Below are 26,261 nucleotides of genomic sequence, written 5' to 3'. Positions count from 1 at the left end.
TGAGCGTTTTACTACTACAACTTTCTCCAAGAAATATTCGTCGCTCGAAGCGATTTGTCCAAGCTAACTTTTGCTTCAAACGCAATTCCTCCGATTCTTGTCGCACGTGATTTAATATTTCGTTCTTCATCCGCAGATAAGGCAGCTGGCTCCTCTGGTGAAACTGCGGACTTCACCTGAACAAGAATTTTCTTCCCGTCTTTTGTAGCTTCGATGTCCGTTGAACCCGGAGCTTTTGTATCCCATTTAGTAATAATCACATTTTGTGATTTAAGTTCAGTAATTGCGGCAGATTCACCCGCGGTACCAATTTCAACTGATGTCGCCATAATGTCTCCTCTTGTTTTGTGCCACGAAGGAATATATGGGGCGGTTCTCGAAGAAACAAACTTGCCAACCCTTGCAAGGGGTTGATTTCATTCTCTGATCATCACCAGCAGCATCTTGAAACGCTGCGCCGCGGTCGCCGAGTGAGGGACATTGGCGGGAAGAATTATAAATTCCCCCGTGCCGACTTTGACATTTTTCCCTCCGACAACAAATTCCGCTTCACCATCGAGGACTTCAACAAAGGCATCGAAAGGAGCAGTATGCTCGCTTAACGATTGGCCTTTGTCGAAAGCAAAAAGGGAAATCGTGCCTCCTCCCCGCTTGATCAATTGTTTGCTGACAACCGAATCTTCTGAGTATTCAACTGAACCGGCTGTCTTTATTGCCTGCGAGCCAAAAGGTTTCTTCTCATCCATCATTCTTTCACTCCTTTGATGCATCTCATTTCTAAAATTATCTCCTTGCTATCTTTCCCCTGTGCCAATTTCTTCCGCAAACCGGTAGAACTCTATGAAAGCAGCCAGTTTCTGGCTTTTGTGAAATCACGAAATACCCGCGAATCAATTCCTCCCTGGTCGACTGCGGATGAACCCATGCGAATCAAGCCGTACCGCAAATCGTCCGGAGCAACCAGGGCGATGCGATTGTTGAAACGTTTGCCCAGGGATGCAACAAAGCTTGCCATGGCTTTGATATCATTCGAGGGCCTATTTTTAAAGCTCAAAGATTCCGTCAGATTAATCAGCAGGAAAGAGTCTGCGGGACGATCATTGTCGGCAAGAGAGTCGAGAAAGGCCGTGCGAAGTTCGTCCATCGAATATTCACCGGTCATTTCTATTACGGTTATATTGGCATCGAACCGATATTTTACCGGCATTGGTAATCGCCCCCTTCTCTTGAGTCCGGGCGATTTCTCACCGCACTGCCGTAATTCTCACTCCACCCGTCCGGACAACATTCCTGCAAATAAGCATCGCGCGGACAGTAATGAAGAAAGTTGTGTGCCATCTTTTTTCGCATCCCGATAGAATATATATAGAGATCCCTAAAGCGCTGTCGAAAAGAAGAAGATAGGATAAGGTATGGAGCCTCAAGGCGAATGTCAAGGAAAAGGGGGAGATTAGGTTTGCGGATGTTCCCGCAGATGAAAACATAGCATCTTTTGGGAAGGTCATTATGTCATTCTAAGGAATCAGTCTGGATTACAGACGGTGCAAACCGGGGATCGAATGTCCTGTCGCCTGAGTTCCAGAGTCCTAGTGAAGGTACTTCGCCAGGGGATCCCAATAGTTGCTCTGCCATCCGGCCAGCAGGTGGTCGTGCATTTCCTCCGGAAAACCCGTGTGGTCAAACACCAGATGCGTTCCGGACCCCTGCGGTTTGAATTCAAACTTCACTATCGAATACACACCTTCGGGCCAATTCGCGACGCGCCAGGCCTGAACGATTAGTTTATTCGGTATCAATTCCACGTTTCTGCCGGTAATGCGTCCGTCGAACAAAGAGAAAGCACCACCCTCGGTGCTATCGATCGTGGCTGACTTTGCAGAAAACATCTTCGACTGCGCCGTGAACTCAGAGAATTGTTTCGAGTCGAGTAAAGCTTCGTATAGCCGCTCAGGACCTGCGCTGAAGTCGACTTCCATATGGATGGCGGCTGATTTGGGAGAAACAGCCGTATTTGGATGTGCACTCATCGTGTCCTGTTTATCCTGAGCAAGAGCAGATAATTGCAGCAATAACACTGTGGTAATAAAACCGGTGATCCTGGATAATTTGCTGTTCATGAATTGCCTCCTTTTATTTGGGTTTGAGTGATCTGGCATCTGTCCGGCGAGTCGATATACATGTGCCATCTTACTTCAAACAGGACGAACATATCTGAAGGTTCCCGAAGAAACAAACCGAGTGCGTTCTTTTCACGGAGGAATCGCCTGTCAGCTCCAGCCGCTTGTCAGGCCGCATGTACTAAGAGCTTGAGGCACGACGAGGATTCTTGAGGCCGGTCCGCAGCTTGTTGGCGACTTCCCGCCTGGCGCGCGGCGCGAGCTGCTGATCATACCGTTCCACGAATGTCCTGACTGCCGCCGGGTCCCGTTTGCTCAATTCCCTGAGTGCCCAGGAAAGTGCTTTGACTACCATATCGTCACGGTCGCGGACGAGCATTCGACAGATCCTTAGCGTACGACCCGCGTCTCCGTGCCCGCCGCGAGCGCGATTGTTGAGCGGAACGGTGCTCACTAACGCAGCCCGTCTCCACCATCGATCGGTAGAGCGGGCCCAGGATTGGACAACCCGGTCTGAGATGTTTCGCTCCCGCCAGGCTGGGCCGGCGATGTAAACGGCGAAGGAGTCGGCTTCTCCCCAGCTGTGAATACCTCTCCCGAGGGAAATGACACCCTTTTTGGTCAGAGCTTCGAAGGCTGCCCGGTGATGAACGATGGTCTCATAGGCGAAGAGGCGCTCCCAGAATCCCAGCGGCACCAGCTGTTTTGCCAGCGCAATAACAGACGCACCCGGAGAATCCTTCAGCCGCTTAGACCACTCGCGCCGGACCAGGCGAAATGACGGGGCATCCTTTCGGGGCATGGCAGCAAGGGAGCGGCGTATTACTTCAACGAGCTTCTTCATGACGATATTGTGGTGCGGTCTGACTATGATTGGCACGCTATAAATCCGCAAAATATTTCCGCCAACAAGAAGCGGAAAAGTCGGCGGTGAAATTGTTATGTACCATCTTGTTTTCAGCCTCGAGAAAATATAAGCTGAGGTTCCCCGAGAAACAAACCTGTCATCCTTTCTTCTCCTGTAGTCCTGAATCTTGATAATCCCCAAACGAAGAACTACATTATTCTCGAAGAATGTCAGCGGCTGAAAACACAGGAGAGATCATGTGTAAAATCATCACGCCAAAGAAATCGTGGATAGGTTTCTTTATTTTTATTGCGTTTTCGTTTTCCGGGAATACTCTTGCCCAGAGCCCGTACACCTGGAAGAGTGTAATGGCCGGCGGCGGAGGATTTGTGCCTGGAATAATTTATCATCCGGCCGCACGCGGGCTCGCATACGCCCGCACCGACATCGGCGGCGCATACCGCTGGGATAATTCCGCAAATCGATGGACTCCATTGACCGATTTGATTAACAGGAACAGTTACAATTACGCATTATCCACTTACTTTGACGCAAAGGATAATACCACCGCAGGGGTGTTATCACTTGCTCTTGATTCAAAGGACACGAATCGCGTCTACTTAGAAACCGGCCAATTCACACAATCGTGGGTAGGAAATGGAGCGCTATTATCTTCCACGGACAGAGGAAATACCTGGAAAATCATTTCTCTTCCGTTCAAGATCGGCGCTAACGAAGACGGACGCGGCTGCGGTGAACGTCTGCAGGTCGACCCGAACGATGACTCGATACTCTTCATGGGAACATCTTCCAATTCACTGACAAGCCCGTCTCAAGCAGGGCTTTGGAAGTCAACCAATTTCGGCGCAACGTGGTCGAGCCTTTCTTCATTCACTCCCACAAATGTGAATTTTGTCCTTCTTGATCCTTCGAGCTCGTCGCCTGGAAATCCGACGAAGAAAATATTTGTCAGCGCTGCCGATACAAGCGGGAAGAGTCTGTATGTGAGCACTGACGGGGGAAGTTCATGGACTGTCGTCGTGGGACAGCCGCACGGCGCCATGGCAATAAGAGCTGCCATCTCGGGCAGCCTTCTTTATATGACGTTTGCAAATTACCAGGGTCCTGATAATGCGACGGCGGGATCGGTCTGGAAATACAATATCGGCAATGGTTCGTGGACAAACATAACTCCAACTCCGGCGCCGCCGGCTCAAGGCGGTTACAGCGGTATATCGTTGTATCCGAAAAATCCGAATTACATAATTGTCAGCACGCTCGATCGCTGGTATCCAAAGGACGAAGTCTATCTTTCAACCGACGGCGGATCAACCTGGGTTGGCAAACTTGGTAATGCGAATTTGGATTACAGCTATGCACCTTATGTTTCGAACTACATAGGCGGTAATCCGTCCTGGCTCGCGTGCGTTTCGATGGATCCATTCGATTCAAGCAAAGTCATGCTTGCGGGTGCACCGGGGGTCTGGGCGTGCGATAACATTTTTGCTTCGACGCCGACCTGGTATTTCAAAGATGAAAATTTGGAAGAGACAGTTGTATTTCAGATAGTAAGTCCTCAATTCACAAACTTGCTCTCGGTAATGGAGGATATCGACGGATTCAGGCATGATAATCTTGACGTATCCCCACCACAGGGGAGATGGAATCCTCCTAAGAATACTGAATTTTCAATTGCCTCTGCAGGGAACGTTCCATCGAAACTAGTCAAAGCATATCTCCCCGGGTTTGTCGGCGCGTATAACCCCGCGCCTTACGGTGCCTATTCCACGGATGGGGGTACAACGTGGAACGACTTCACGGGGTATCCGGCCGGGGCAGTCGCCGGAGCCAGCTGGGGACAATTGTCGATTTGTATTTCCGCGGACGGAAGTACGATCGTATGGTCGCCGGCAGGTGCATCGGCATCATATTCTGCTGACGATGGGAAGACCTGGACAAGCTGCGGCGGTGGGGTACCGGATTCCGTGCAGCCCAAGGCTGACCCGGTAAACCCAAAGAAGTTTTACATCCTCGATGCCATTTCGTCAGGACAAATCTGGATTTCAACAGACGGAGGGAAAACATTTTTAAAAGGTGCCGGAGGTTTACCAACGGTACCGTTCTATCAATCAGAGGATGAACGTTTGACCACCGTACCGGGCCATGAAGGGGACTTGTGGATTTGCACCGGAAGTAACGGCCTCTATCATTCATTGAATTCCGGATCTTCTGCATCGAAAGTAAGCAGCGTAGGGACGGCTTGGCTGCTAGGAGTCGGCAAGGCTTCGACTCCGGGCGGGTATCCCGCACTTTACTTGTGGGGCATCGTAAACGGAATACTCGGCATTTTCCGTTCTGACAATTCCGGAGCGACGTGGACACGGATAAACGATGACGGACACCAATTCGGCTATCTACTTTATGTGACCGGCGATCCGAGAGTCTATGGGAGATGCTATATTTCATCTGAGGGGCGAGGGATTCTTTACGGCGAATCGGCGAACACCGACACGACCGACAACCCGACAACATTCAACTTTTCTCCGGGCCCAAGCGACAGTTTGAGAAGCTATTACCAAAATATCACTGCTAGTTGGTCAAATGCCAGCGATCCGCAGGGGAAAACGTTGACATACATCATGCACTTATTCGGTCCCGCCGTGGATACGACTTTCAAAACTACTAACAGTTCCACTTCATTTTCTGTTGGTACCATCCAGCCATCGAATCGATATGTTCTGACAGGTTATGCCTCAAATGGATTTGATACAACCGCCTCCGCGAATGCCATCTGGTTTAACACGGCATCCATAATATCGGGACTATCAATTCCACAGAAGCCCATACTTGTATCGCCTGCGCATGGTGCAGTAAATCAACTTCCGAATTTAACACTAAGGATTAATCAAACCGCGGGAGCGATTGGTTACCATTGGCAGGTGTCGATCAATCCAGGTTTTTCGACGACTACCATCAACGATTCTACATCCGGGACAGGAGACACGGCAAACTCAGTGACATTGAATGCCGGAACGATGTATTACTGGCACGTACGGGCGTTGAACGCCGCAGGTGCAAGTGCATTCTCTAATCTTGATTCTTTCAGCGTCATGGCCATCCCGGCCGTTCCTGTACTTTCATCGCCTGTTGGCGGGATTTCAAGTGTACCAAGAGCAACGACATTCAAGTGGAATCGTTCGGCTAATGCGACGAAGTATCGTCTTCAAGCGGCAACCGATAACGCTTTCTCCGGCATTGTTTTCGACACTACTACAGCAGACTCATCGAAGAAGTTATCCAATCCACTTACGGCAAAAACAACTTATTACTGGCGTGTGAATGCATCAGATACTATTGGAGCGAGCGCATATTCAATCGTTGCGTTATTCACGACAGGAACAGGAGTCGATGCAATAGACTTATCGGGGATACCAAAGGAATATGCATTGAGCCAGAATTACCCCGATCCGTTCAATCCTTCGACCATTATCGACTACCAATTGCCCGTGAACGGCCGCGTCACTTTGAAGGTATATGATGTCCTTGGAAGAGAAGTGGAAACTCTGGTCAATGAATTCGAGGGCCCAGGAAAATATGAAGTCAGGTTTGACGGGGCCAGATTTTCGAGCGGCGTATATTTTTACACATTGAATGCCGGGACTTTTCTTCGGACAAAAAAATTAGTTTTATTGAAGTAGCCTGGAAATATTCAAATGTCGTTCAGCTTCTCAAGGCTGACGTCCGGAAGCCTCGGGAAAAACCTTCCCGTCTTCAGAATATAATCTCTGCATTCGTCCCCGAACTTCTCGATCATCCTGTCTTCTTCCTTAGGTACTCTCAGAAGGAGGCTGATCACGACCATAATTACGAGGAGCATTATTCCGTAGTTGTTCGAGACGAGTGCAAGACCGATGTAAATAGCAAAGAGGGATGTGTACATCGGATGGCGGACTCTTGCATACGGACCCGATTGAATTAAGCGGTGGTCGTCCCGCAGTTGCAGGCTCACCGACCATTCTTTCCCGAGACATGCGTGAGTCCAGGCGAGGAACGCGATGCCGCCCAGTGTCATGACGGTCCCGATCCCCATTCCCCAGACGGGATGTGGAAATTGAATGCATCGCATCCACGACGGATTTATGGCACATATAAGAATAAATGTCGGTATAACCGGCCCAATTAATATTCGGGGGAAAGTGAAGTCAGCCTTCCCCTCGCGCGCGATCGAGTTTTCGTCTCGCCGAGTCTTCCCGAATTCCCGGCGCCTCTTTATCGTGAAGTGAAGTCTGACGAGTAGGAAGAGAAGTGATAAAGTGAATAATAGAATACTGGAAAGTGCCCTCTGACTCATAGCTCCTATTTTATGTTTTGAAGTTATTAACGCACTGTTCTTTCACCTGTCTTGACATACGCATCGTCCCCGAAAGGGCCAAAGGGTTTAAAAAAATTCCCACCAAGTGCCATGGCCTGGTGGGATATAATTTTCCCGAATAGGATGTACGGGAAGCCGAGCTTCACACGATGTGAAATCTGATCGGCTCCGTTGAGGATGGATTCTTATTTCTTGCCCAGCACTGCGTCCTTGCAGGCTTTCGCCACTCGAAACTTAACGACTGTCTTGGCAGGAATTTGAATTTGCTCTCCCGTCGCGGGATTTCTTCCGAGACGAGCTTTCCTGTTTACGAGCACAAGCTTCCCGATTCCCGGAAGCGTAAACGAGTTTTTGGCTTCGCGGTAAGCCAGATCTGCAAGTTCTTCTAGAATTGAGGCGGCAACTTTTTTCTTCAGCTCGAATTTTTTGGCAAAATAATCTGCCACTTGCGATTTTGACATCGCCTTTCCCATATCTACTCCTTCAATTTAATTTTGTGAGTTTGACGAATAATATCATAAAAATGGAACAATGATTCAACCACTATCACATCCTCAGTGCATCTTACCGACAAACGCGAAGCTCAACGAAATGCTCATGTAAACGACTCCGACAAAGAAGGCGAGCAGGCTCCACTTATTTGTGTGCGAGACTTTACCCGTTCTAAAAAGGACATATCCGATGGCCAGGTTGGCCATCGCCCATAGAACATTCACAAAAGGAGTTGAAAGTCCTTTACCGGGCGGATTTGAAAACGGGCTTGGGAAACTGTCACCCGATACACCGTGTATAAAATGCGGGACAAAATTTGTCAGGAAGATACCGGCAAATATACAGGCGATGTAATGATACCATTTCATAAATTTCTCCTTAGATAATTCTTAAAACGAATTTATCGTCCTTTTATACCAATTGCTCACTTCTAAAATTTACCGAGCTCAGCCGAGTTTTGGGAAGAACTTTCCTGTCTTCTTAATGTAAGTTCTGTATTCCTCGCCGAATTTCTCGATCATCATGTCCTCTTCTCTGGGTATTCTAAGAAGGAGGCTGATTACTGCCATCAATATGAGTATGAATGCCACGTAGTCATTCGAGATTAGTCCCAGGCCGATGTAAATGAAAAACAATGCCGTGTACATCGGGTGGCGGACTTCTGAATAAGGGCCTGATCGAATCAACCGATGATCGTCTCTTAGTTGCAGGTTTACCGACCATTCTTTCCCGAGGCATAAATGAGTCCACGCAAGGAGCGCGATGCCGGCGAGCGCCATGACGGCTCCGAACCACATTATAAACGATGAATACGGAATCTCAAGATATCTTAACCATGAAGGATTCAAACAACATAAAACAATAAAGAAAGTGAGAACAGGTCCAAATATTATCCGACGGAAGGTAAAGTTTGATTTTCCCTCGCGGGCGATCGCGTCTTCGTCTCTCGCTATCCTCCCGCCTTCTCTTCGCTTCTTTATCGTGAAGAAGAGTCTTACGAGCAAGAAAAGAAGAAGTAACCCGACGAGCAGAATCCTGGAGAGTGCCCCTTGAGTCATGAATGTGTGCCCATCATATCCTTTTCAATTATAACCCCAGGAAAATTCCACCTTCCGGGAAAAATGATTGTAAAAGAGGACATAACCGTCCATATTGTACCCACTTTCCCAGAAAAGAACTTCCGAGGTTCCGTCATTATCATAATCGCCTGCATCCACGAGTCTCATCCCGCTGCCGATGAAGCGCACCGTTTTCCGTGTATCCAAATAAAACCAGGACGCGGGCCACTCCTCCAAAGAACCTGCACAGGCGTGCTGAAACGCAGGATCGATACTCAGTGCAATCAGATACTCTCCATTGGATGATCTGTACGCTTTGTTAAGGATAATGACTTTGTCTTCGTACGCGACCGTGTCTACGCGGTCTTCATCACTGCTTGTATCCACGGTGGGTTGAATCCTATGAAACTCCGGGAAACACAACCCGATGATCGAAGGATCCACCGAGTGAATTACTTTCCACCCGTCAGGATCCGACGTATTGTTTTGGGAGACGAGCACCAACGGCCGGAGCGAAGGGTCAGAATTCCATCCGGAGAATTCCTTAGTCAGCTTGCCAATGACGGGAAGATTCGCGTTCGGATCGGCCATGTGCAAACCGATATCGCTGTACCAGCCGATGGAATCTGGCTTAAAACTTCTGAACTCCGACACTAGTTTTCCATCAAATGCCGCAAACCAGCTAACGGTATCGGGATAATATTTTAAAGACCCGGCCAATTCCTCCGGAGTACTGGCATCATGGTTAAACGATTTCCAGATCTTTCCTTCTTTCATGAACATGATTCGTACCTGGCGCTTATATGTTGGGTTCTCCTTGGAAATTATGTTGGGTGACTCGTTTGCCCACTTGGGATGGTAGTATTCGAGAACACCGAGAATCAATTTTGATTTGTCTTGACCGAAACACTGAATAGAATAACCCAACGCGATACAAATCGAAAGGAAAAGGAAAATTCTACTGCGCAATGCATCAAAATGAGGATGAATCATTTTTGTCCCTTTCATCAAATAACCGACAGATAATAAATTGTTGCGGCTAAATTCTCTAACATGCTTCAATCACTGCCATCCGGACTCGCATTTGCCAAAATATAAACAGAGGCTCGAAGAAACGACCGGATTTGATCACTGACGCGTTTCCGATATGAGTGCCATTCAGGTGAAAATCAAGAACTCTGTGACAGAAGAAGCTGATTCAAAAGCGCGGCAACCATCGATGGATCCGCCGGCAATATTCTTCATACTCTTTTCCGAACGTTTTACGTAATGTGGGTTCCTCGTACCATGTCGCGAAGAGATGGGTTATCACGAAGAAAACAACTGTATATCCCAGAAGCGGCAGTGACTCATAGAAAAGTGCAGCGCCAGCAAGCGCGCTTCCCGCTCCAATGTACATGGGATTGCGTACGAAACGGTATGGACCTCGGATCACGAGGCGACGAGGGGGATCAAACGGTGCCGGAGTTCCCTTTCCGATAAATGCGAAAGTGAATACGCACCACAAAGCAATCGCGGCTCCCGCGGTTCCGATAACCATCCCGATAATCTGCGGCACTTCAATCGCAAGAGGACGGTTGATCCCCGACCACGACAAAAATGCCGCAGGTACATAGATGAGCGCAAGGGCAATGAAGAGGGACGCATAGATTATCGTGCGGATTATAACAAACATGCTGACCTCCGGGTAATTCGGGATAAAAATCCCTGATGGCTTGATAATATTCCTTCCTGACATATCGACTTGTGCTTCGTCAAAACATAAACAGAGGTTAACGAAGAATCAATCCTCTCATGCCGCTTGCTCGCAATTGATCATCCATGGTATGCCGAATCGGTCGACCAACATTCCAAAACTCTTTGTCCAGTATGTCTTCTGAAGAGGCATGCTGACCTTTCCGTGTTCGGCAAGTTTGTTAAAGACACGTTCTGCATCGGCCAGGTTCTCGACACCGAGTGTCACGGAGAAACCCACAGGCTTGACGTAGCGATCCGGAGGCGAATCGCAACCCAACAACGGCTTGTCGCCTAGCATAAGCGATGCGTGAATGATTTTGTTGCGCCAATCCGGCGGCACCTCTCGCTCCAGCGGTGTCCCTGCGTAAGTGCTCATCGTTACGATTTTGCCGCCGAGACATTCCTCGTAAAATCTGAATGCCGCTTCGCATTGGCCATTGAAATAAAGATATGGACTGAGCTGCATGGGGTGTTCCTTAAATTAGTTTTCAGGTGATAGACTTATGCCGGTCTGTCAAACTTGAACACGAAGTTCGCCATCTCTTTTCGCTCGGTCCACCCGTGCTTCTGGTAGAAGCCGCGCTGGTACGACTCGCGTCCACGACTGTTGATCAAGGAGAGCCTGGAACAGCCACGCCTTACCGCATCTGCTTTCACTTTCTCCAGCAGCTGAGCTCCGATTCCATGACCGCGGTTCGGATCGGCGACAACCATCTCTGAAATGTATCCTTCAGGTCCTCTTAGAAACAGAAACGGGATCCAGTGTACCGAGATATATCCTTCGATGACTCCTCCATCTTCGGCGACGTAGACTGTGTGACTGTCGTCCGACATGCTAAGCGCCAGATGACGACTGACCTGTCCTTGCGCAACTTCCAGCGGCGCGGACGAGAGCTTATTGAACCATCCTAAGTTTCTCAATATATCGGTAATACCTGGAACATCTCCCGGAGCAGCCGGGCGTATCTTTACGGACATAGTTTCCTCTTCAAGTTTTTAGTGTCTGGATGCGTGATATATTTTATTTCGCGACTCGATAAAATATAGAGGGAGATGAGAGAAGAAGCAAACTGCGAGCTTCAAGACTGAAATTCACCTCCACCTGTGCGTCATGCCCGACTTATCTCCGCCGGGAGTTCCCGGATGCTTTTCAAGATCTTATATGCTCCCTGGAATTTTCCGAATCGCGTCAGCCCCCTGGGAATTACGATGCACTTTAATCCGGCATCTGTCGCGGCTGTCAATCCTCTCTCGGAGTCTTCCACGGCAATGCACTCTTCTGGTTTGAAACCTGTCTTTTGGACGGCAAGGAGATACGGCTCCGGGTCAGGTTTGAATTTGCTATAATCATCTCCCGTAAGAACAAACGTGAAGTACTTCATCAAGCCGGTCTTGCTGTGAACAGCTTCGAAGTGTTCCCTCCTAGAGCTCGTGACCACTCCCATCAGATATCTGCCGTGCAACACACTCAAGACTTCTTCGACGCCATCGATAACTCTTGCCTCTGTGGTCACCAACTTCAAGTAGAGTGCATTCCGCTGGTCGCGCAGCTGAGACACTTCCGCCGGACTCATTCCTTTCGCCTCAGCGAGATGCCATGCGCTTCTTCCCTGAACCAGGAGAAGATCGACGTACATTTCTTCGGTCAGGGTTATCCCTTCCGACGCTAGGAGTTGCTGTGTGGCGGTAAAATATAGATATTCCGTATCGACGAGAACCCCGTCGTTGTCCCAGAGAATTGCTTTGATCAATGGTATCGGGATCGATGTGGGGCTCAGGGCGAATGTTTGATCCGCTTCAACTGCCTTATATGATTATCAGTATGTTTAATCATCCGCTCAATCAGCTCTTTCACATTCATGGTGCCGTACCTCGAATGCACTGCTTTCTTCGAATCGTACTTATCCAGATGCATCTTGATCAGCTCGATTATCGAATCGCGCGTCAGCTTGAAAAGATTTTTTGCGAGTGACATGTCTTGCTTCATGTACTCTAGATTCTTCTGCCAATTATCCTCCTCGAAGTACCACAGGACGGGGTTGGCTTCTGAAATCGTTCTCCTCAGCCTCTCGTAGAACATCGTCTCCGCGTCTTTAAGGTGAATAAGAACCTCTTTCCCGGTCCATCCGCCTTTTCTGTATCTCTTGTTGTAGATTTCTTTTTTATCGAAAAGGGCATCGAGAATTTCTTTTTGTTCGTTAAGCTTCGAAATGTATTTCATGGCTTCCTTCACTGTTGTTTATTAAGACTATCCTCTCATATTTCATCAAAACGTCTGACGGCAAATACACCTCGTCCCACCTTCTTCGGCGCTTCAATAAAATATATGCGGGGATTACGGAAGAATCAAACTCAGCGGTAGATCATCTAGTCATGCGGCCCGGACTTCGTCCCCCGAGGGGATCCCAACTGTTCCCTGCGTCAGTCGCGACAACCGGCTGTAGTAATTCTTCAGCCAGGAATTCGACCACCCGAAGAGAGTTGTGTCGCGTATGATCCTCTTTACTTCGCTGCGCGTGATCTTGGCTTCATGCATCACCACGTCAAGATTGTTTCTGCTGACGGCAATCGTTCGCACCGCGAACAACAGGGGCCACATGCAGGCCAGCCGAATTCCATGGAGCCATTTTGGAAGATCCATGATGTAGTCGAGGCCGTACTGCAGATGCGTGTCAGCCTTGTCGGCAAGCCGCTCGATTATCCTCAAGACCTGTGATGCATTCTCTTCGGCGAAGAGGCTATCACGCGTGAGACCGAGCGGCTCGTAAAACGTTCGAGGCACATACACCCATCCCCGTTCGTAGTCTTTTCTCAGGCCTCGAATGATGTTTACAGTCTGCAACGCCAGCCCAAAGTGGCGTGCTAACGGTAGAAGTTTTTCTTTCCTCTCTCTGATGACGGGCGAGTACCAAGCGAAGAGGTCAGTCAGCAAATAGCCGACCCGGCCCGCTACCTGGTGCATGTAGTCGTCCATCTCTTCTTCGTTGCGCACATCGGGGCCGTTTTCCTGCCAGCGCGCCATGCCCAAAGAGGTCTGGTTAACGTGGCTCTTGATGATCTCCTGGATCGGCTGCGGAAAACGGTGGAGACATTCGAGGAGCTCATCTGCATGCTGTGCAACGTACACTTCGGGATCGCCTCTGTCAAGATGAATAATCTCACCGGTCAGAGATGAGACCGGCATAGAGTCCGACAGCACCCGCGCCCAAATGCGAAGGAGCTCCGCCTTGTGGTCGGCACCGAGAAATTCATTATCCTCGAGACAATCCGAGACACGGAAGAGAAGATATGCCGTCGAAACCATATCGCGCAGTTCTGATGGCAGACGCTCGATGGAAAGGGCAAAAGTCCTGCTCACTGCGCGCAGCATTTCGCCGGGACGTATCCTGGCTGCCTCCGCCGAAACATGAGGTCTGCTCAAACCGCTCTCCCCGTTAACCCTCATCCTTTTATCGAAGCGACTTTCCGATTGAATACTCATGAACCACTGTTTTTTAATCTCACGTAATATAATAATCGGATGATTCTAATGCTTCTCTATCAGCTTTCTATTTCTATTCTCACCTGTTTCTGCGATTACTTCTTCGTTTGAACGTTCAAAAGCGGCGTCAACTTTTGGTCGTACGGCAAAATAATTGTCGAGTTGTTCGGGCTGTTCACTAACTCTTTGAGCTGAGAGATGTAATACCATTGCAGATAATTCTGCGTCAATCCATTGTTGATTATTCTTTGAGCATCCGCAATGCCCTGAGCCTCAATCGCTTTTCGCTGCGCCTCTTTCTGGGCATACTGAATTGTGTATTCCATTTGTTGAGCTTGCTGGGCAGCTTTAAGTTTTGCCGCAATAGCATCGCTGACAGTTGCCGGCGGTTCCACGTTTCTGATAAGCACGTTATCCAAGATTACGCCTTTGCCTGCCAGCTCCTGTAACAATAATTCAGTAACCATCTTAGTATAGGCGTCTCTTTGGAGAGACATGACGTCGCTTGCGTCGAACTTCGTAGCGGCATCTACCAGCGCAGTTCTGATTGCCGGCCTGACGATCACTTCTTCGTAATTCAGACCAATATTACTGTAAACATTATTTGCCTGCGACGGATCCAGGTGATACCAGACCGTGACATCGAATTTCAGAATAAGTTGATCACGTGACAGTGTGGCAACAGCGTCATCACCGGTTTTATTGCCTTCGCTGTTGGCCGAAGACATAGTATAGTCTTTCGTCTGAATAGACATTTTGTAAACATCAGTTAAGAAAAATATCGGATGAAAGCCGGCCGGAAGCGACTGTGACCCTACGTTCCCAAAGGTAACAGGGACACCTACGTATCCTGGTTCAATGACGGTAAAAGACCCGATCACAAAGGACATAGCTGCCAGTCCGAAACTTGCCAGCCCGATCTTTTTGAATTTGACGGGATATGAGACATCCCTTGATTTGATGGTGACCAGCGCAATTCCAATGACGATGAACAGCACGATAAAGAATAACGTCGACATGATTGTCTCCCTTAGTTTTTGTTACTGTTGATGATTTTCGATTTGAAGATTTCCAGCTTTCTTTGAACGATATCGTTTCGCATGGCCCTTCTTATTTCATGGCTCGACTGAATATATGAGGCGGTGTTCGAAGAAACAACGCTCTCCTCGATAAGTTCGCATGGGATTTATTTTCGCAGCGGTGAGACGAGCTAATCTACGGGCGGGGCAAAACCGGCGGTCAACATATGCAGTATTCTATCCGCAGTTTCTGAAGCCAATCGTTCAGAATTTCGCGAGCTCGAACCAGCAGCGATTCAACTCTCTGTTCAGTCTCTAGCGAGATTTCTTCTCCGTACTCGAACGATTTTCCTTCTACGGTCAACATAATGGCTTCCGGAATTTTTCCGTAAAGGGATCTTGAAAACGCAAGAATCCCGGCGGGATCGAGCCGGTGAGTCTCGAGCGCTGGAAAGACTTCTGCAGGTACTATGTGCTCCTCTTTAATCTCTGCCTCCTGAGATTCAACACGCGAGTCAATGAAGAGGGCGAATTTTGATCTGCTGATTTTTTCAGAAAACTCCGGAGTCAACTCGACGCATTTTGTGAATTCGATTTCCCGGGATTCCAGCGATTCCTCCAGCCGATCAACGGTGTACCACCCTATGCCATCATCGCCGCGGAGCGGATTGCCGATTCCTATGACAATTATCCTCTGCATTATCGGTTCATAGTCAGGGGTCGACAATTTCCAGTCTCCGTAAGTTAACGAACAATTCGATCCACGATTTCTCCATCGTGGTTTCTTAGATCAACCTGCAAAGGCATCTGGCCTGCAGCGTGAGTCGAGCAGCTCAGACAGGGATCGTAAGCTCTGATAACAGCTTCGATTCGGTTCAGTACCCCTTCGGGGATCTTCGTGCCGCTGATATAATTCTTAGCAACCTGCAGGACTCCTCGGTTCATCGCAAGATTGTTGTGACCTGTCGCAATAATCAGATTTGCCCAGACCATTAAACCGTTATCATCCACTTTGTAGTGGTGAATCAACGTTCCGCGGGGCGCTTCTGACACTCCGATTCCTTCCAGGCGGTTCGGTTCCGCATAGGCTCTGATCCTGCTGTTGAGAATATCCGGACTTTCCAGGAGCTCCTTTATTTTCTCGAATCCGTAAACGATCTCGATCAACCTTGCGTAGTGATAATGAAACGAGCTGGACACCACGTCCTGTCCAAGTTTGCGGAAATCCTCGAGCATCTTGTCCGCAATTTCAGTGCCGCAGCGCTTCGCGATGTTCAACCGGGCGAGAGGCCCCACGCGATAAATCCCGTCATCATAACCGAAAGGTTTATAGTAGGGAAACTTCAGATAAGTGAAAGGTTCGACGGCTTCACCGATGAACTGTTGATAGTTTTCAGGCTCCAATTTGTCGGCGATGGTGCTGCCGCTCGCATCCATGATCCTAATTTTTCCGTCGTAGTGCTCCAGCCCGCCGTCGTCGTCTACCAAACCCATGAACAATGTCGGGAAATTCGCAAATGTCTGAATCTCTTTCTGGAATTTTCCAAACACACCGCGGAACCAGTCGTATGTCCGCTGCGCGATGAACAGTCCTTCAGGAATCATGGAAAGGATCTGGTCTCGTTTTTCAACCGTGAGCCGCTCATTTACTCCACCTGGTACGATCCACGACGGATGGATTCTCTTCCCGGCAAGCCACTCGATCATCTGTTGTCCCATCTGACGCAGACGGACACCGTCGCGCGCGAGAGTCGGATTCTTTTTCAGGACTCCAAAAATATTCCGCTCTGCCGGATCGGAATCCATACCTAGAAGCAAATCGGGCGAGGCAAGATAGAAAAAGCTGAGTGCGTGCGATTGGATCATTTGCGCCAGGTTCATTATGCGCCTCAGTTTTTCAGCGGCGCTTGGGATTCTCACACCGAGGATTTGATCGCAAGCTTTTGCCGATGCGACCAAATGACTGACCGGACAAATGCCGCATATCCGTGCCATCAGCGAAGGCATCTCGTAGAAAGGTCTTCCCTCGCAGAATTTCTCGAAGCCTCTTATTTGTGTGACCTGAAAGAATGCATCTTTGACGCCTCCATCTTCATCGAGCTGGATGGTTATTTTTCCGTGACCTTCTATACGAGTAACAGGATCTATAATTATCTGCTTTGACATAGCTCAAGAATTTTTAATTCCAAATTTTCATCTACCGAAGCGGGTTCGTTGCTCAAGATTCGGGGTACGGTTCGCCAGCAGTTCGGTGAGCACATAATAAATCGCATCGGCCGGAGGCGGACAACCCGGAAGATACATATCGACCTTGACCACTTCGTGAACCGGTCGCGCCTCGGGGAGAAGAGTAGGCAGATCGACATCCGGTATTTTTCCGCCGACCGTCGCATTTTCGACGTATGCTCTTCTCAGAATTGTATTTACTTCAAATTTATTTCTCATCGAAGGGATGTTGCCGGTAACCGCACAATCTCCCAGCGCGATCAAGATCTTTGTCTTGCTCCTGATAGCCTCGATCTTCTTCAAATCTTCGTCGCTCGAAACTGCCCCTTCTACAAGAGTTACATCCACGTTCTTAGGAAAAATTTTATTGTCGACTAACGGACTGTATACGACTTCTATCTTGCTCGCCAGCTCGAGGAGCTTCTCGTCGGTGTCAAGAAACGACATGTGGCACCCGGAACATCCATCAAGCCAGACCGTTGCAAACTTTACTTTACTCATTTTTCAATTTTTGATTTTGATTTTAAAAACTATTCTCTTCCTTCTCTCATTGCCGTCAGGTATGGAAGGAACTGTCTTCGTTTCGACATTTCTGAAACAGACTTCCCCTTCTCCGAGAGCGCCCCCGTCGGACAGACCTGAACGCATTTACCGCAGCTCGTGCAAGTATCGGAAGATCCCCACGGCTGGTTGAGATCTGTCATAACCTGCGATTTGATTCCCCGTCCCATGATATCCCACGTGTGAGCGCCCTCGATCTCGTCACATACTCTTACGCAGCGGGTGCAAAGGATGCACCTATTTTGATCGATAACGAATCTGTCGTGTGATGCATCGACTGAAAGCATCGGATAACGATAGGGAAATCTTACATGGGTCACGCCTAATTCCTGTGTCAGCGATTGAAGATCGCAATGACCGTTCGTCACGCACACGGAACAAATATGATTTCTTTCCGACATTAACAACTCGAGTATCATCTGTCTGTATTTGATGAGGCGCTCGGAGTTTGTGGTGATTTCCATGCCCTCGTCGACAAAGGTCGTGCATGCCGGAATGAGCTTCTTTACACCTTTTATCTCCACAAGACAAAGCCGGCAGGCTCCTATATCGGTCAGGCCGTCGAGGTGACATAGAGTCGGAATATGAATATTGTGCTCCCTCGCAACTTCCAGAATAGTTTGATCGGCTCTGCCGCCTACGTCGATGCCGTCTATCTTCAGAGTTTTTACTTGCGCCGGTGCTGGTAAAGTCATTTTGATATCTCCGCTGTCATTTTGCACACGCCCGCGGGGCATTTCTTGTGAAGGATATGTTCTTCATACTCTTTCGGGAAATATCTTAGGGTACTAAGAACGGGGTTCGGTGACGACTGGCCAAGCCCGCAAAGACTCGTGCTCTGTACCATGGCACACAGTTCCTTCAAGTTATCCAGGTCCTGCATCGTGGCATGGCCGGTAGTTATTTTGTTGAGAATTTCATACATCTGTGCGGTCCCGACGCGGCATGGTACACATTTTCCGCAGGATTCGGTCATGCAAAACTCCATGAAGAATTTTGCGACATCCACCATGCAGGATGTCTCATCGGCAACAATCATTCCGCCGGAGCCCATTATAGAACCAGCCTGCGCGAGCGTTTCGTAGTCGACCTTCATGTCGAGCTGTTCGGCAGGGATGCATCCGCCCGACGGCCCGCCTGTCTGGACGGCTTTGAATTTCTTATTATCCGGAATTCCGCCCGCGATATCGTAGATCACTTCGCGAAGAGAAATTCCGATCGGAACTTCGATGAGGCCTGTATTCCTTACTCGACCGGCAAGCGCAAAAACTTTTGTCCCCTTGCTCTTTTCGGTGCCGATTTTCGCAAACCATTCACCGCCGTGCCTGACAATCGAAGGAACATTTGCATAAGTTTCGACATTATTGATCAAAGTCGGTGCTCCCCAGAGTCCCGACTGCGCAGGATACGGCGGCCTCGGACGCGGCGTACCACGTTTGCCTTCGATCGACGCGATCAATGCCGTCTCTTCGCCACAGACAAATGCTCCGGCTCCGAGACGAATGTCGATTCTGAAACTGAATGTTGTCTCGAGAATATTGTTTCCCAAGTATCCGTTCTTCTCCGCCTGACGAATTGCAGTACGAAGGCGTTTCACTGCCAGCGGATATTCTGCGCGCACATAGATGTATCCATGAGTTGCACCGGTCGCGTACGCAGCAATTGCCATTCCCTCCAGGACCCTGAACGGGTCGCTCTCAAGAACGCTGCGATCCATAAATGCGCCAGGATCACCTTCGTCAGCGTTACAGATAACATATTTTTTCCCGTCGGATTGCAGTTTAGCCTTTGCAACAGTGCTCCACTTTAAACCGGTCGGATAGCCGGCACCGCCGCGGCCGCGCAGCCCGCTCCTGGAAATCTGGTCGATTATGTCGTGCGGAGACATTTCGGTCAATGCCGTCGTCAACCCGCTGTATCCATCGGCTGCAAGGTAATCTTCGATTTTTTCCGGGTCGATGATCCCGCTGTTTTCCAAAACTATTTTTGTCTGGCGTCTGAAGAACGGCGAGTCTGTATCGCACTTTAGTCGCTCAACAGGTCCCTTGTCAAGACTCTCCACGATTTCTTTTGCATCGGTCTGGGTAACCTGTTTGTAGATAACGTTTTGTTTTTCAACTGCGACCAGTGTTCCCTGCGAGCAGAGCCCGAGACAGCCGACTCCCTTTACCTGACACTTGTGATCAAGTTCATGTTCACGAACTTCATGATCGAGAGATTCTTTGACCTTGTCGCTACCCGACGAAAGACATCCTGCAGCAACACAGACATTTATGGAATATTCTGAGCCCCTCGCATTATTCGCGTTGACTTGATTTAAAGTCTGATCAGAGCTCATTCTGAACCAACCTTCCTATCCTCTCGGATAGTTTTGCTTCGGTGACGTTCCCCAGGACTTCGTTATCAATGACAACGGCAGGAGCCAAACCACACGACCCGACACATCTTGCGGTCAGAAGCGAGAGCTCGCCATCCGATGTGGTTTCTCCCGGCTTGATTTTCATCTTGCTCTCGACCGAGTTCAATAGATTTTGAGCGCCCTTTATGTAACAAGCAGTTCCCATACAGACGACGCAGGTGTGTTTTCCCTGCGGCTTCAGGGAGAAGAACTGATAAAAAGTTGCGACGCCATATACCTTACTCATTGGAACGCGAAGAGAAACCGCCACATATCTCAGCGCTTCCTCCTCAAGATATCCGAACGACTCCTGCACGGTATGCAGAACTTCAATGAGCGAATTGGGATGGTGACCGTGTCGTCGCATGGTGGTATCGACCAATCGCCACCTCTTGTCGTCCGATGGACGCTCGGCCTTCATCAGGTCAATGGACATTTATGATTTCCTCCAGAGATCATTCGACGGATAAACCTTGAGACTCACTTTTGGCGAGCGGCAAGGCATCTTAGACAAATGTTTGTTCACCCCGGCCTGCTTCGAGCAGGGGAAGGCGAAAAATTTTCAATGGCTTGGAACTAGAAGTGATTCCCGTAAAACCAATAGAAGGGAAAATTATTTATCTGCTTTTACTAAATATCGTTTAACTTGACTTCTTTAGCCTCTAATATTTTGCAAAGTGCGTGCCGTCGAATTCACTGTCACATTGAAAAATTTGAGCCATGTTGTGTTGCAGAATGTCCAATATTTACCCCGTCGAAAAATTTACCCCATAATAGGATTAAAAAGTCTGAATATTATGATCCTGAATTTTTCTTTTCAATTTTGAATTGGTCGACGTTTGCAATCTAAGATTTACGATTTACTATTTTATTCTTGCGCCAGTTCCCTGAGCTTCTTCAGGTTGGTGATGAAAACTCTCTTCGAGACTTCTCTTATTATCTTCTCATCTTTCAGCTTTCTGAACATTCTCGAAAGAGTCTCGCCTGCAATACCCAAATGCTGAGCGAGATCCTTCTTTGGAATCAATAAGTTAAACACAGGTTCCGGCATCTTCACGGAATTATTCAATTGAATCTCGTTCAACAGATAGCGCGCGATTCTTCCTTCGACCCCGTCTGCGAGCAAGTCGAAACGCTGGTTGAGCTCCATCAATCTGACTGCGAATGCTTCCGATATCCTTATCGCAAGCGCAGGGTTTTTCCCGAGCACGGCCGCAAACTCCAAGCTCGGAAAGAACATCAACGTCGAATCCTCCATCGCCTGCGCACAGGAAGAATAGAAACGTGAGCCGGAGAAAAGAGAGGACTCCGCAAAGCTTCTATACGGTTCTAATCTGTTCAAGACGATTTCTTCTCCCTCTCGGTTAAGCTTATACACCTTGATGGAACCGCTCAGGACAACATAGAAACCGGTAAACGCTTCGCCTTCAAGAAACACGATTTGATTTTTCTTGTAGCGTTTGGCTTTCGAAATGTTGGTCAGCAGTTTAAGCTCTGTCGGAGACAGCTTCTCAAATACCGGTACATCGCGAAGTGTGCGTTTACTTTCCATCACCGCTAAGTCTATGAATTTCGACTCGACCAGAAAAACTTTCCGTCGAATAAATCCGATCAAGCTGCTTTAAAGAAAATTTAAGGGAAGAAGAGAGAATTTCAAAAGAGTTCTCCGCTCTTCGTTTGTGGCACGAAGTCTTCGGTCAGCGATCGACTAATTACCGCCAGCCGGCAGCCGATTCAAAAGTCCCATCCGAAGAAGAACTGGTAAAATAATCCAGCCTGAAGTTTTTGAAAATTATCCTGAATCGTCTTGCCGACGTCGTACCTAAAGACCAACACTCCTCCAAGATTAAAACGCAATCCGACACCGAAGTCTCCGAGCGTCGAATCATAGACATTGTCCCACGCCGAACCCGCATCAAAGTAAGCCGCTCCTCGAATCGCTGAGAACAGCATTCCTCCAAACGGAAAATTTATGTTGAGCTCGTCTATGAGAGGGAATCTCAGCTCCTCGCTTGCTATCCAGAGTTTTTCTCCTCTTATGCTCCAGAACGGCCAGCCTCGCAAATCCCAGCTGCCACCCATGAAGAACCTCCTCGATTGAGGACCCTGGTTACATAAGACTGCTTCGCGAGTCGCAAACGCCACGGTCTGACTGATTCTGAAATATGTTCGGTAATCGAACATCAGTGTCCAGTAATCTACGGATCCGTATTCCACATCGGAGGTATAGGCAACACTTGCCAGAAACCTGTGACCGTCGAGAGGCCCGGTCGGACCCCATAGCGAATTGTCTTCCACATAGCCGATGGAGTTTGAAAAGAGAACCGACGTCCTTTCACCGATGCCGTAGTAGAGTTCTTTGTAAGTATTTGCCAGACTCGTAGTGGCTTCAATGCGATCGAATCTCGAAAGCGGATAACTCAACGTGAAGTACCCGCCGAAAGATCTTTCATAAAAATAAACATCGGGGTCTGAAATATCGTACTCCCGGCCGGCGAAGTTGAATATGCCGTAAGCATAGTTCATTCGCTGAGCAAGCGAAATTTTTGAAATGGCAATATTAAAGCTCTTGAGAATTTCACCAGATGTTTCAGCCGTATTGAAGAGCAGAAAATAATATTGCTCGTTGCCGAGCATATCGCTCAATGCCATTGCGGCACCGCCTGCTGTTCCGAATACAGGGTCCGTAGTTATTTCGCTCTCCGCAATATCGAGGCTGTACTTAGGGACATAAGGAATCCCCGGCGTCGAAGATTCGGATGCGTACTGTTGTGCCGTCCACGACGAATCAAAATTTGTGATCGCGAAAGTGTTTTCAGTCTTTGTCGTAAGTGTCTTTTCAAAAACGCTGTCGAGCATTCTTATCTGGAAGCTGTAGTTCTCGAAAGCACTGAAGAGGATTTCGGAAGAATCCGTCCACGAAACATTGTAAGCCGCCGTGGGAAAATTTGTGATCCTGTACGATATGATGGAATCCGGAATCGAAGTCGACAAGGATGTCGTCAGGAAGATATTTTGTCCGCCATCTTCGTTGCCGACATACGCGAGCGATTTCCCATCGGGCGACCACGACGGCGAAAAGTCGGATTCCCTTCCCTTGGTCAAATATTTTACTCCACCCGAAGCCAAATCGAGCAAGAAGAGGTTGTAATGGCCTTCATCACCGAAGATGGTGCGGTCCGACGAGAACACAATCGATTTGCCATTCGGGGACCAGGCAGGATCCCTGTCATCGTAATAACCGTAAGTCAACTGTCGAAGCGAGTCCGATTCCAAATCGTAAACATAAAGGTTGTAATAACCCTCCATCGATGCTCCGGAAAGAACAATCTTTTTCCCGTCGTGTGAAAAACAAACCGAGCCTATCCTTGTTATTCCATCCAGGCGTTTATCTCCGACAATGTCTTTCTTCTCGACATCATAGAGATGAAGAACGTCGGTTTCACCGCTCTTCGAGGCAAAGGCAAGAATGCCGTCTTTAGAGATAGCCATTTTGTCTGACGGGAGGTTGAACGATTCGAATTCATTAGTACGCTCGCCGCGAATTATTTCAGTCGGGATAGATTTTCCATCCAGCCGCTGCTCGTAGACGTCCGTGTAGCCGTTATGATTGCCGATGTAGAAAACGTTGGCGATGCTGTCCCTGCCTCGATAAAAAATCGGACTATCGTTGAAGCCTTCCGAAAAGATACCCTTGCTCGATTTGGACGGCATGTCGTGGGAAGAGAGCAGGGGGTAGTATTTTTTCTGCAGAGCGTAAACCCATTTCTTATCGAACTCCCCATAGTCCATTCCGATCGTCATCTTGAAGTCGTCTTCGAACGATGAGGTCTTCCAGAAATTATCCATCAACAAAAGAATTTTGTCGTCGCCATAATTCTCCGAAATAAATTTCAGGATGTTCTGTCCCTCTTTGTACATCAGGAAAGTCCCGTAAATCCTGTCCATCTGCGACAACGGCACAAGGTACCCGCTCAGTACTGCATCCCTCATTACCATCTCAGCCTGGTCGTCCCACCTTGTCGACCAGAATTCCGCGATGCCTTCGGTAAACCACAACGGCGGTTCTCGATCCGCAGTTATCCTGTGGTCGAGAAGTTCGCGGTTAAGTTTTGCCGCCGTAAATACATGAATCAGTTCGTGGCGAATTACATGCCTCAGTTCATAGACGGAACCGTCATATGGTATTACGACTCGTCCTTTTACAAATTCGAAGAATCCTCCGACTCCTTGGGGTATGAATCCAGGCATTGTGTTAGTCTGTTCGAAATAGAGATGCGATGAATATAGAATGAGTGGAATGCGATCGTTTATGTTGATGTCGAATTTGTTTTCGAGGTAATGATAGCCGTCTTCCGCCAGCCTCGCCGCCTGACCTGCTAGCTCGGTCATTTCTGGGTAATAATATATCTCGAAATGCTCAGTCTTCAGAATCTCCCACTGAAAATTCGTGTATTGAACTTTGTTCTGACCGAAATAGTAAAATTGCGCCTGCGAGATCGAGATTAAAGAAAGCATAATGATAACACAGAACAGAAGCTTAGAAGGTAAGACAACTAGAAGCTGTGAACCTCCGGCGCGTGGTATTCTCTTCTTTCTCATCCAAACTAAAATTGAGAAAAGACAAGAACTTCCGCAAGGCAGGATAAAGGAAAAAGAGAAATGATGGATCAATGAAGTAATCGAATGCCGGATATAACTATCTTGTCAAGGCTCACACTGAGAGTTCGAATGAGGCTCACGCCGAAGGCACGGCCAAGCGGCTAATTTCAATAATTGGAAAGGATCGAAAAACTTTTTGATCGCCTCAACCTAGGAAGTGACTTACAAAAGTAAGTCACTTCAGCATCAACATCTTCTTGACTTTGCTCCACTTATCCGTGCTGATGCGGTAGAAATAAACACCGGATGACACCATAGCTCCATTCTTGCTTGTTCCGTTCCACGTCAGCTCGGTATAACCGGCGGGATAATCTGCATCTGCCACCTCTACAACTTCCCTCCCAACCACATCATAGATGATGAGTTCTACATGCGATGCCTTCGGAAGCTCAAATGCAATCTTTGTCGACGGGTTGAATGGATTGGGAAAGTTATTGTAAAGCTTGTAATCTTTCGGCGCTCCGACAGAGATCTTTATTTCCTTAGTCCATGACTGACCATTTGTTGTACTTATCGTTGCCGTTAAGGTCGTGTCCTTTCCAACAGGAGCTTTCTTATCAACAGAGAATGTAAACACAGCATCCCCAGAAGCATTTGCCGAAATGCTCTTTATAGTTGCGGTGCTCTCTTTGAATTTCAGCCATGATGGAATTTTGTTGAACGCGACAGAGATGTTCTTCGCCTCAGTGCCGGAATTGTTTTGAACACTCAGAGTAATAGTGTTGTCTGATGAGGCGAACGGGACTTGCCAGGTTTGTCCAGTGGCGTCCGTTTTGCCAACCTTTGCCGGTTGGGTAAAGGCAGTTCCGACTAGGAAAAATAATAAAACGAATATTCTTGTCATTTTCACATTCTCCCTCTTCTCAATCATCTTTTTGACTACGGTATGTTAAAAGACACCGTGCTGTTTGTCGAAATGTTCTGTGCTTTATCCTGGTGCGATGTACCGTAAGTGATCCTGAACGTAAGGTTTGCAGGAAGTAGCTCTTTAGTCACCTGACCGTTCATTGTGCTCCCGATCTGCCTCCAGACTCCGGAATAATAGCTTACCTGGATGTTGTTGGCGGGCTGGTTCTGGGAGTTTGTCACCGTTACCGTGCACAAAACAGTTGAGAATACAACCGTGCTGTTAGTTGAAATGTCTTGCTGCTTGTCGTTGGAGACTCCCTCGTAAGTCATCCTGAACGTGTAGCTCGCCGGGAGCAGTTCCTTTGTTGCCACTCCACTTGATGTGGTGCCAAATACTCTCCATGCTCCGGCGTAATACTGAACCGTTCCCTGGTCGATGAGA

Annotated in this window: 28 protein-coding genes; 1 reads left to right on the top strand and 27 read right to left on the bottom strand. The window is 48.3% G+C overall.

Annotated features, from left to right (window positions below; translation table 11 throughout):
• Positions 1 to 14 precede the first annotated feature (14 nt).
• The 5 genes from VLX91_08180 to VLX91_08160 form a co-directional block, all read right to left on the bottom strand.
• Positions 15 to 329, bottom strand: coding sequence for a hypothetical protein (locus VLX91_08180; GenBank protein ID HUI30181.1), 315 nt, complete (start codon positions 327 to 329; stop codon positions 15 to 17).
• Between the two features lie 87 nt (positions 330 to 416).
• Positions 417 to 746 carry a cupin domain-containing protein gene (locus VLX91_08175; protein HUI30180.1) on the bottom strand — a complete coding sequence of 110 codons (330 nt, stop codon included), beginning with the start codon at positions 744 to 746 and terminating at the stop codon, positions 417 to 419.
• 92 nt (positions 747 to 838) lie between these two features.
• A complete protein-coding gene (locus VLX91_08170; protein HUI30179.1) occupies positions 839 to 1,207 on the bottom strand; it encodes a hypothetical protein in 369 nt (122 codons plus the stop codon).
• Between the two features lie 379 nt (positions 1,208 to 1,586).
• Positions 1,587 to 2,117 carry an SRPBCC family protein gene (locus tag VLX91_08165; protein HUI30178.1) on the bottom strand — a complete coding sequence of 177 codons (531 nt, stop codon included), beginning with the start codon at positions 2,115 to 2,117 and terminating at the stop codon, positions 1,587 to 1,589.
• Positions 2,118 to 2,298: 181 nt separating this feature from the next.
• Positions 2,299 to 3,165 carry a DNA alkylation repair protein gene (locus VLX91_08160; protein HUI30177.1) on the bottom strand — a complete coding sequence of 289 codons (867 nt, stop codon included), beginning with the start codon at positions 3,163 to 3,165 and terminating at the stop codon, positions 2,299 to 2,301.
• Between the two features lie 56 nt (positions 3,166 to 3,221).
• On the opposite strand from VLX91_08160, the gene VLX91_08155 reads away from it, so the two are divergent.
• Entirely contained in the window at positions 3,222 to 6,662 is a 3,441-nt protein-coding gene (locus VLX91_08155) for a T9SS type A sorting domain-containing protein (protein HUI30176.1), read from the top strand.
• An 11-nt stretch (positions 6,663 to 6,673) separates the two neighbouring features.
• On the opposite strand, the gene VLX91_08150 is transcribed toward VLX91_08155, so the two are convergent.
• The 22 genes from VLX91_08150 to VLX91_08045 all read right to left on the bottom strand — a co-directional run.
• A complete protein-coding gene (locus VLX91_08150) occupies positions 6,674 to 7,315 on the bottom strand; it encodes an isoprenylcysteine carboxylmethyltransferase family protein (protein ID HUI30175.1) in 642 nt (213 codons plus the stop codon).
• Between the two features lie 206 nt (positions 7,316 to 7,521).
• On the bottom strand, positions 7,522 to 7,809 hold the full coding sequence (locus tag VLX91_08145; protein HUI30174.1) for an HU family DNA-binding protein: 288 nt from the start codon (positions 7,807 to 7,809) through the stop codon (positions 7,522 to 7,524).
• 81 nt (positions 7,810 to 7,890) lie between these two features.
• Positions 7,891 to 8,196 (bottom strand): hypothetical protein, encoded by a 306-nt coding sequence (locus VLX91_08140; protein ID HUI30173.1) that lies wholly within the window; start codon positions 8,194 to 8,196, stop codon positions 7,891 to 7,893.
• Between the two features lie 78 nt (positions 8,197 to 8,274).
• Positions 8,275 to 8,886 (bottom strand): isoprenylcysteine carboxylmethyltransferase family protein, encoded by a 612-nt coding sequence (locus tag VLX91_08135; protein ID HUI30172.1) that lies wholly within the window; start codon positions 8,884 to 8,886, stop codon positions 8,275 to 8,277.
• A gap of 24 nt (positions 8,887 to 8,910) precedes the next feature.
• The gene (locus tag VLX91_08130) at positions 8,911 to 9,948 is read right to left on the bottom strand and encodes a hypothetical protein (GenBank protein HUI30171.1); all 1,038 of its coding nucleotides are present in this window, start codon (positions 9,946 to 9,948) and stop codon (positions 8,911 to 8,913) included.
• A 136-nt stretch (positions 9,949 to 10,084) separates the two neighbouring features.
• Positions 10,085 to 10,561 (bottom strand): isoprenylcysteine carboxylmethyltransferase family protein, encoded by a 477-nt coding sequence (locus tag VLX91_08125; protein ID HUI30170.1) that lies wholly within the window; start codon positions 10,559 to 10,561, stop codon positions 10,085 to 10,087.
• Between the two features lie 117 nt (positions 10,562 to 10,678).
• The gene (locus VLX91_08120; GenBank protein ID HUI30169.1) at positions 10,679 to 11,089 is read right to left on the bottom strand and encodes a VOC family protein; all 411 of its coding nucleotides are present in this window, start codon (positions 11,087 to 11,089) and stop codon (positions 10,679 to 10,681) included.
• A 35-nt stretch (positions 11,090 to 11,124) separates the two neighbouring features.
• Positions 11,125 to 11,601 carry a GNAT family N-acetyltransferase gene (locus tag VLX91_08115; GenBank protein ID HUI30168.1) on the bottom strand — a complete coding sequence of 159 codons (477 nt, stop codon included), beginning with the start codon at positions 11,599 to 11,601 and terminating at the stop codon, positions 11,125 to 11,127.
• Positions 11,602 to 11,732: 131 nt separating this feature from the next.
• Positions 11,733 to 12,374 carry an HAD family phosphatase gene (locus VLX91_08110; GenBank protein HUI30167.1) on the bottom strand — a complete coding sequence of 214 codons (642 nt, stop codon included), beginning with the start codon at positions 12,372 to 12,374 and terminating at the stop codon, positions 11,733 to 11,735.
• 23 nt (positions 12,375 to 12,397) lie between these two features.
• Positions 12,398 to 12,844 (bottom strand): DinB family protein, encoded by a 447-nt coding sequence (locus VLX91_08105; GenBank protein HUI30166.1) that lies wholly within the window; start codon positions 12,842 to 12,844, stop codon positions 12,398 to 12,400.
• A gap of 150 nt (positions 12,845 to 12,994) precedes the next feature.
• The gene (locus VLX91_08100; GenBank protein ID HUI30165.1) at positions 12,995 to 14,044 is read right to left on the bottom strand and encodes a squalene/phytoene synthase family protein; all 1,050 of its coding nucleotides are present in this window, start codon (positions 14,042 to 14,044) and stop codon (positions 12,995 to 12,997) included.
• Positions 14,045 to 14,199: 155 nt separating this feature from the next.
• Complete coding sequence (locus VLX91_08095; GenBank protein HUI30164.1) at positions 14,200 to 15,123, bottom strand: prohibitin family protein; 924 nt, start codon at positions 15,121 to 15,123, stop codon at positions 14,200 to 14,202.
• A gap of 220 nt (positions 15,124 to 15,343) precedes the next feature.
• A complete protein-coding gene (locus tag VLX91_08090) occupies positions 15,344 to 15,850 on the bottom strand; it encodes a hydrogenase maturation protease (GenBank protein ID HUI30163.1) in 507 nt (168 codons plus the stop codon).
• Positions 15,851 to 15,867: 17 nt separating this feature from the next.
• A complete protein-coding gene (locus VLX91_08085; protein HUI30162.1) occupies positions 15,868 to 17,289 on the bottom strand; it encodes a Ni/Fe hydrogenase subunit alpha in 1,422 nt (473 codons plus the stop codon).
• 27 nt (positions 17,290 to 17,316) lie between these two features.
• Positions 17,317 to 17,850, bottom strand: coding sequence for a hypothetical protein (locus VLX91_08080; GenBank protein HUI30161.1), 534 nt, complete (start codon positions 17,848 to 17,850; stop codon positions 17,317 to 17,319).
• Between the two features lie 29 nt (positions 17,851 to 17,879).
• A complete protein-coding gene (hoxU, locus tag VLX91_08075) occupies positions 17,880 to 18,605 on the bottom strand; it encodes a bidirectional hydrogenase complex protein HoxU (GenBank protein HUI30160.1) in 726 nt (241 codons plus the stop codon).
• On the bottom strand, positions 18,602 to 20,248 hold the full coding sequence (nuoF, locus tag VLX91_08070) for an NADH-quinone oxidoreductase subunit NuoF (GenBank protein ID HUI30159.1): 1,647 nt from the start codon (positions 20,246 to 20,248) through the stop codon (positions 18,602 to 18,604). Before nuoF ends, hoxU begins: the two co-directional genes overlap by 4 nt.
• Positions 20,238 to 20,744 carry a bidirectional hydrogenase complex protein HoxE gene (gene hoxE, locus VLX91_08065; protein ID HUI30158.1) on the bottom strand — a complete coding sequence of 169 codons (507 nt, stop codon included), beginning with the start codon at positions 20,742 to 20,744 and terminating at the stop codon, positions 20,238 to 20,240. Before hoxE ends, nuoF begins: the two co-directional genes overlap by 11 nt.
• Before the next feature lie 432 nt (positions 20,745 to 21,176).
• The gene (locus VLX91_08060; protein ID HUI30157.1) at positions 21,177 to 21,923 is read right to left on the bottom strand and encodes a Crp/Fnr family transcriptional regulator; all 747 of its coding nucleotides are present in this window, start codon (positions 21,921 to 21,923) and stop codon (positions 21,177 to 21,179) included.
• Positions 21,924 to 22,042: 119 nt separating this feature from the next.
• Positions 22,043 to 24,910 (bottom strand): hypothetical protein, encoded by a 2,868-nt coding sequence (locus tag VLX91_08055; GenBank protein ID HUI30156.1) that lies wholly within the window; start codon positions 24,908 to 24,910, stop codon positions 22,043 to 22,045.
• A 235-nt stretch (positions 24,911 to 25,145) separates the two neighbouring features.
• Positions 25,146 to 25,814, bottom strand: coding sequence for a T9SS type A sorting domain-containing protein (locus tag VLX91_08050; protein HUI30155.1), 669 nt, complete (start codon positions 25,812 to 25,814; stop codon positions 25,146 to 25,148).
• Between the two features lie 35 nt (positions 25,815 to 25,849).
• Positions 25,850 to 26,261, bottom strand: a 412-nt coding sequence (locus VLX91_08045; GenBank protein HUI30154.1) for a hypothetical protein, incomplete at its 5' end; no start/stop codon positions are given.

It is taken from the genome of Candidatus Acidiferrales bacterium, assembly GCA_035515795.1.
Lineage (GTDB): Bacteria > Bacteroidota > Ignavibacteria > Kryptoniales > JAKASW01 > JAKASW01.
The sequence above is the reverse complement of the archived record's forward strand: the minus strand, read 5'-3'. Positions and strand labels throughout refer to the sequence as shown.

Excerpts from the sequence above, each read along its gene's own strand:
- VLX91_08120 (HUI30169.1), bottom strand. The coding sequence starts at position 11,089 with ATGCAGCTCAGTCCATATCTTTATTTCAATGGCCAATGCGAAGCGGCA.
- VLX91_08080 (HUI30161.1), bottom strand. The coding sequence starts at position 17,850 with ATGAGTAAAGTAAAGTTTGCAACGGTCTGGCTTGATGGATGTTCCGGG.
- VLX91_08170 (HUI30179.1), bottom strand. The coding sequence starts at position 1,207 with ATGCCGGTAAAATATCGGTTCGATGCCAATATAACCGTAATAGAAATG.
- hoxE (HUI30158.1), bottom strand. The coding sequence starts at position 20,744 with ATGTCCATTGACCTGATGAAGGCCGAGCGTCCATCGGACGACAAGAGG.
- VLX91_08105 (HUI30166.1), bottom strand. The coding sequence starts at position 12,844 with ATGAAATACATTTCGAAGCTTAACGAACAAAAAGAAATTCTCGATGCC.
- VLX91_08180 (HUI30181.1), bottom strand. The coding sequence starts at position 329 with ATGGCGACATCAGTTGAAATTGGTACCGCGGGTGAATCTGCCGCAATT.
- VLX91_08095 (HUI30164.1), bottom strand. The coding sequence starts at position 15,123 with ATGTCGACGTTATTCTTTATCGTGCTGTTCATCGTCATTGGAATTGCG.
- VLX91_08050 (HUI30155.1), bottom strand. The coding sequence starts at position 25,814 with ATGACAAGAATATTCGTTTTATTATTTTTCCTAGTCGGAACTGCCTTT.
- nuoF (HUI30159.1), bottom strand. The coding sequence starts at position 20,248 with ATGAGCTCTGATCAGACTTTAAATCAAGTCAACGCGAATAATGCGAGG.
- VLX91_08085 (HUI30162.1), bottom strand. The coding sequence starts at position 17,289 with ATGTCAAAGCAGATAATTATAGATCCTGTTACTCGTATAGAAGGTCAC.
- VLX91_08055 (HUI30156.1), bottom strand. The coding sequence starts at position 24,910 with ATGAGAAAGAAGAGAATACCACGCGCCGGAGGTTCACAGCTTCTAGTT.
- VLX91_08125 (HUI30170.1), bottom strand. The coding sequence starts at position 10,561 with ATGTTTGTTATAATCCGCACGATAATCTATGCGTCCCTCTTCATTGCC.
- VLX91_08155 (HUI30176.1), top strand. The coding sequence starts at position 3,222 with ATGTGTAAAATCATCACGCCAAAGAAATCGTGGATAGGTTTCTTTATT.
- VLX91_08150 (HUI30175.1), bottom strand. The coding sequence starts at position 7,315 with ATGAGTCAGAGGGCACTTTCCAGTATTCTATTATTCACTTTATCACTT.
- VLX91_08135 (HUI30172.1), bottom strand. The coding sequence starts at position 8,886 with ATGACTCAAGGGGCACTCTCCAGGATTCTGCTCGTCGGGTTACTTCTT.
- hoxU (HUI30160.1), bottom strand. The coding sequence starts at position 18,605 with ATGACTTTACCAGCACCGGCGCAAGTAAAAACTCTGAAGATAGACGGC.
- VLX91_08140 (HUI30173.1), bottom strand. The coding sequence starts at position 8,196 with ATGAAATGGTATCATTACATCGCCTGTATATTTGCCGGTATCTTCCTG.
- VLX91_08175 (HUI30180.1), bottom strand. The coding sequence starts at position 746 with ATGGATGAGAAGAAACCTTTTGGCTCGCAGGCAATAAAGACAGCCGGT.
- VLX91_08115 (HUI30168.1), bottom strand. The coding sequence starts at position 11,601 with ATGTCCGTAAAGATACGCCCGGCTGCTCCGGGAGATGTTCCAGGTATT.
- VLX91_08165 (HUI30178.1), bottom strand. The coding sequence starts at position 2,117 with ATGAACAGCAAATTATCCAGGATCACCGGTTTTATTACCACAGTGTTA.
- VLX91_08145 (HUI30174.1), bottom strand. The coding sequence starts at position 7,809 with ATGGGAAAGGCGATGTCAAAATCGCAAGTGGCAGATTATTTTGCCAAA.